Annotated in this window: 5 protein-coding genes; 3 read left to right on the top strand and 2 right to left on the bottom strand. The window is 74.7% G+C overall.

The window, feature by feature from the left end:
- Positions 1-207: 207 nt before the first annotated feature.
- Together nucS and NWP09_RS11785 are read right to left on the bottom strand one after the other, a co-directional pair.
- On the bottom strand, positions 208-903 hold the full coding sequence (nucS, locus tag NWP09_RS11790) for an endonuclease NucS (RefSeq protein ID WP_258275697.1): 696 nt from the start codon (positions 901-903) through the stop codon (positions 208-210).
- Positions 900-2,075: an MFS transporter gene (locus tag NWP09_RS11785; protein WP_258275696.1), complete on the bottom strand. Its 1,176-nt coding sequence runs from the start codon at positions 2,073-2,075 to the stop codon at positions 900-902. Before NWP09_RS11785 ends, nucS begins: the two co-directional genes overlap by 4 nt.
- A gap of 117 nt (positions 2,076-2,192) precedes the next feature.
- Here NWP09_RS11785 and NWP09_RS11780 point away from each other — a divergent pair, with 117 nt between their 5' ends.
- The 3 genes from NWP09_RS11780 to NWP09_RS11770 all read left to right on the top strand — a co-directional run.
- Complete coding sequence (locus NWP09_RS11780) at positions 2,193-3,431, top strand: MFS transporter (protein ID WP_258275695.1); 1,239 nt, start codon at positions 2,193-2,195, stop codon at positions 3,429-3,431.
- Entirely contained in the window at positions 3,428-3,763 is a 336-nt protein-coding gene (locus tag NWP09_RS11775) for a metalloregulator ArsR/SmtB family transcription factor (protein ID WP_258275694.1), read from the top strand. The genes NWP09_RS11780 and NWP09_RS11775 overlap by 4 nt, the downstream gene beginning before the upstream one ends.
- Positions 3,764-3,832: 69 nt before the next feature.
- A partial coding sequence (locus tag NWP09_RS11770) for an ABC transporter ATP-binding protein (protein WP_309137118.1) occupies positions 3,833-4,896 on the top strand: 1,064 nt, incomplete at its 3' end.

Raw genomic sequence — 4,896 nt, 5'->3', positions numbered from 1 at the left:
GTGGGGAAGCGCCCGAGCCTGCCCGCGGCGAGTGGCGGCCGCACATCGAGCCCTACGCGGGCTGACGCGCCGCGGTCCGCGCCCGAGCCTGCCCGCGGCGAGTGGCGGCCGCACATCGAGCCCTACGCGGGCTGACGCGCGGCGCGACTCGGGCTCGCGGGCTGAGGCGCGCGCCGACTCAGGTCCGCGGGCCGAGGCCCGCCGCGCTCAGAAGAGCCGCGCGTGCCCCGAGTCGATGCCGCGCATCTCGTCGTAGTCGAGCACGACGCAGCGGATGCCGCGGTCCTCGGCGAGGGTCCTCGCCTGCGGCTTGATCTCCTGCGCCGCGAAGACACCCGCGACGGGCGCGATGCGCGGGTCGCGGTTCAGCAGCTCGAGGTAGCGCGTGAGCTGCTCGACGCCGTCGATGTCGCCGCGGCGCTTGATCTCGACCGCCACGGTCGCGCCGCCGGCGTCGCGCGCGAGGATGTCCACCGGCCCGATGGGCGTCATGTACTCGCGCCGCCACAGCTCGAAGCCGTCACCCAGCCGCTCGATCTGCTCGGCGAGCAGCACCTGCAGGTGCGCCTCGACGCCGTCCTTCACGAGGCCCGGGTCGACGCCGAGCTCGTGCGACGTGTCCGAGAGCACCTCGTGCACCGACACGATGAGCGAGTCGCCCGTCTTCCGGTGCGTCACCGTCCACACCTCGGTGACCCCCGCATCCCGCTGGTCGTCGTCGGGCTCGGATGCGACGAAGACCGCGGGCGGGCTCATCCAGTTGAGCGGCTTGTACGAGCCGCCGTCGGAGTGGACGAGGATCGACCCGTCGGCCTTGAGCATGAGCACGCGCGGCGCGAGCGGCAGATGCGCCGAGAGCCGGCCGGCGTAGTCGACGGAGCAGCGGGCGACGACGATCCTCATCGGGTCTCCTCGATCGGGGTGCGCTCGCGAGCGACGTGGCTCGTGAGCAGCGACATGAGCACGAAGGCGAGCACGGCGAGCAGCGCGAGGCGGAGCCCCACCGCTTCGCCGAGCAGGCCGAGCAGCGGCGGCCCCGCGAGGAAAGCGAGGTAGCCGATCGCCGAGACGGTGCCGACGCGCGCGGGCGCGAGCCGCGGCTCGTCGGATGCGGCGCTCATGCCGACGGGGAAGCCGAGGCACGCGCCGAGCCCCCACAGCACGACGCCCGCGACGACGAGCACCGGGTGCTCGGCGAAGATGACGAGCAGCAGGCCGACGACCGCGATCGCGGCGGTCGCGCGCAGCATCGGCACGCGCCCGAAGCGCGCGAGCAGCGGCACGCCGAGCAGCCGTCCGCCGGTCATCGCGGTGAGGAACAGGGCGAGCATGAACGCGCTGCCGCCGTTCGAGAAGCCGTGCCCGTCGACCATCGTGAGCGCGAGCCAGTCGTTCGCGCTCCCCTCGGTGAGCGCCATGCCGAGCACGAGGAGGCCGAGCAGCAGGGTACGCGGGTCCTTCCAGACCGCGAGGCGCTCGCGGAGCGTCACGGGCTCCTCGTGCTCGTCGACGGTGTCGGGCGGGAGGTGGCGGTAGACGACCAGCCCGAGCACGACGATGACCGCCGCGACGATCGTGGTCTGCCAGCCGAGCCCGATGCCGAGCACCTCGCACAGCCCGCCGAGCGCTGCGCCCGCGACGGTGCCGAGCGAGTAGAACGCGTGGAAGATCGGCATGATCGGCTTGCCGATCGCGCGCTCGTTCGCGGCGCCCGAGATGTTCATCGCGACGTCGGCGATGCCGGTGATGCTGCCGCCGGCCAGGAAGCCGGCGATGAGCAGGACGATGCTCCCGGCGTCGGCGGCCCAGCCCGCGAGGGCGAGGCCGATCGAGACGGCGATCATGCCGAACGAGGCGGCGACGCGCGTGCCGATCGCGTGCACGACGTGGCTCGCGGCGAGGAGCCCCACGAGCGAGCCGATCGAGATGCCGAGCAGGATGAGGCCCATCTCGCCCGTCGACACGTCGAGCACGTCCCGGACATACGGGATGCGCGCGAGCCAGCTGGCGAAGCCGAAGCCCATCGCGAAGAAGATCGCGAAGACGGCGTTGCGCCAGGCGGTCGTGGGATGCACCCGGCCATTCTGCCGTGCCGGTGCGCGCCGGGCCGCCAGCCGCCCGGTCGGGCACGGGCGCGCATCCGCTCTTCTTGCGGATTTGCGCAACCGCGCAAGCGAGGGGACGATGGAGGCATGCGCCGCGCTCTCGCCCACCCCGCCTACCGACGCCTCTTCCTCGCGCAGGTGGTCGCGCTCGCGGGCACGGGGCTCGCGACCGTCGCGCTCGGGCTGCTCGCCTACCGGCTCGATCCCGCGGGCGCCGCGGGCGTGCTCGGCACGGCGTTCGCGATCAAGATGATCGCCTACGTCTTCGTCGCGCCGCTCGCAGCCGCGGCGCTCTCGCGGCTGCCGCGCCGGGCCGTCATGGTCGGTGCCGACGTCGTGCGGCTGGTCGTGGCGGCGAGCCTGCCGTTCGTCGGCGAGGTGTGGCAGATCTACGTGCTCATCTTCCTCATGCAGGCGGCGTCGGCGACGTTCACGCCCACGTTCCAGTCGGTGATCCCGGATGTGCTCGAGGACGAGGAGGACTACACCGCGGCCCTCTCGCTCTCCCGGGTCGCGTACGACCTCGAGGCGGTGCTCTCACCGATGCTCGCCGCGGCGCTGCTGCTGCTCGTGCCGGCCAACGCGCTCTTCTTCGGCACCGCGCTCGGCTTCGCCGCCTCGGCGCTGCTCGTGCTCGCGACCGCGGTGCCCGCGCGGCGCGTGGAGCCGGATGCCCCGGAGATGCCGTTCGGCGACCGGGCGCGGCACGGCACGCGGCTGTTCCTGCGCACGCCCTCGCTCCGGCCCATCCTCGCCCTCAACCTCGCGGTCGCGGCCGCGGGCGCGTTCGTGCTCGTGCAGACCGTCGTGATCGCCCGCTCGTCGTTCGGCTTCGGCGACGAGGCCGTCGCGCTGCTCCTCGCCGCGAACGGCGCCGGCTCGATGGCGGCGGCCTTCGCGCTGCCGAGCGTGCTGCGGCGCCTGCCCGAGCGGCCCGTGATGCTCGGCGGCGCCGTGCTGCTCGTCGCCGCGACCGCCGTCGCCGCGGCGGCCGTGACGGCGCCGCCGCTCGTGGGCGCCGTCGCGATCGCCGCGCTCTGGTTCGCGGTCGGCCTCGGCTGGGGCGCGGTCGAGACGCCCGTCGGCCGGCTCATCCGCCGCGGCGTCCCCGCGGGCGACCTCGCTCCGGCGTTCGCCGCCCAGTTCTCGCTCTCGCACGCGTGCTGGCTCGTCACCTATCCGCTCGCCGGCTGGCTCGGCTTCATCGGCCTGCCGGGCACGGCGCTCGTGCTCGCGGTCGTCGCGGGCGTAGCGACCGTCGTCGCGTGGCGCCTGTGGCCTGCGCCATCGGCGGCGCCCGCCGAGTCTGAGAGCATCAGCGGGTGACCGCAGCGCCGCGCCGCCCGAGCACCGACGAGGTCGGTGCGGCCGCCGCCGTGCTCAAGCTGCTCGCCGACCCCACCCGGCTCGCGATCCTCGCGATGCTCGACGGGGAGGAGCACTCGGTGGGCGCGATCGCCGAGTGCCTCGAGCGGCCCGTGCCCGCCGTCTCGCAGCACCTCGCGAAGCTCCGCGCCCACGGGCTCGTCGTCGCGCGCCGCGACGGCAGCTCCGTGCGCTACAGCCAGCCCGACGAGCACGTCGCGCGGCTCGTCACGAACGCGCTGCACCACGCCGAGCACCTGCTGCACGAGACGCCGCCGCACCACGCCGCCTGACGCGACCGCCGTCGCGTCGCGCGCCCTGACGCATCCGCGCTCTGCAGGAGTAGCGTCGGCGCCGTGGCGATGCCGGTGATCGAGGCGAGGGGCCTCGAGAAGCGATTCGGGCGCGTGCGCGCCCTCGACGGGCTCGACCTCGTGGTCGAGCAGGGGCAGGTGCACGGCTTCCTCGGGCCCAACGGAGCGGGGAAGTCGACGACGATCCGCGTGCTCCTGGGCATGCTGCGGGCGAGCGGCGGCGAGGCGCGCGTGCTCGGCATGCACCCGTGGCGCGACGCGGTCGAGATCCACCGCCGCGTCGCGTACGTGCCGGGGGATGTGACGCTGTGGCCGGGCCTCACGGGCGGCGAGGCGATCGACACGCTCACGCGCCTGCGCGGCCACCGCGCGCCCGCCGTCGATCGCGCGCGCCTCATCGAGGCGTTCGACCTCGACCCGCGCCGGCGCTCGAAGACGTACTCGAAGGGCAACCGGCAGAAGGTCGCCCTCATCGCCGCCTTCGCGAGCGAAGCCGACCTCTACATCCTCGACGAGCCCACGAGCGGCCTCGACCCGCTCATGGAGAGCGTCTTCCAGGCCGAGATCCGCCGGGTCGCCGACCGGGGCGGCACGGTGCTGCTCTCGAGCCACATCCTCAGCGAGGTCGAGCGGCTGTGCGGCGTCGTCTCGATCATCCGCGACGGCCGGGTCGTCGAGGCGGGCACGCTCGACGAGCTGCGCCACCTGCAGCACACCGTCGTCGCGTACCGCGGGGCGCCGCCCGAGGGGGTGCCGATCGTCGACGTCGTGCTCGACGGCGACCGGGTGCGCGGCTCGGTCGCGGGGGAGGACGTGCCCGCCGTGCTCCGGTGGCTCGGCGAGCGCGGCGCGCAGGCGGTCACGCTCACGCCCCCGAGCCTCGAGGAGCTGTTCCTGCGCCACTACGGCGACGCGGCCCAGGTCGACCGGGCCCGCTCCGAGCGCGCGAAGGGGGAGCGGCACGCCGAGGAGATCGGGCTCGGCGCCGGGGCGGATGCGGTGGGAGTCAGTGCGGATGCGGTGGGTCGCCCGGGTGCGTCGCCGCGCGCGGCCTCGGCCGGCTCCGGCCCGCTCGCGGACTCGCGCGAGGTCGCGGCGCGGCTGGGCCCGGC

The organism is Agrococcus sp. HG114, assembly GCF_024723325.1.
Classification (GTDB): domain Bacteria; phylum Actinomycetota; class Actinomycetes; order Actinomycetales; family Microbacteriaceae; genus Agrococcus.
Note: the sequence above shows the minus strand (reverse complement) of the source record. Positions and strands in the feature narration are given on the sequence as shown.

Bases quoted from the DNA above. Each gene is read 5' to 3' on its own strand.
- nucS (WP_258275697.1), bottom strand. From the start codon at position 903: ATGAGGATCGTCGTCGCCCGCTGCTCCGTCGACTACGCCGGCCGGCTC.
- NWP09_RS11780 (WP_258275695.1), top strand. From the start codon at position 2,193: ATGCGCCGCGCTCTCGCCCACCCCGCCTACCGACGCCTCTTCCTCGCG.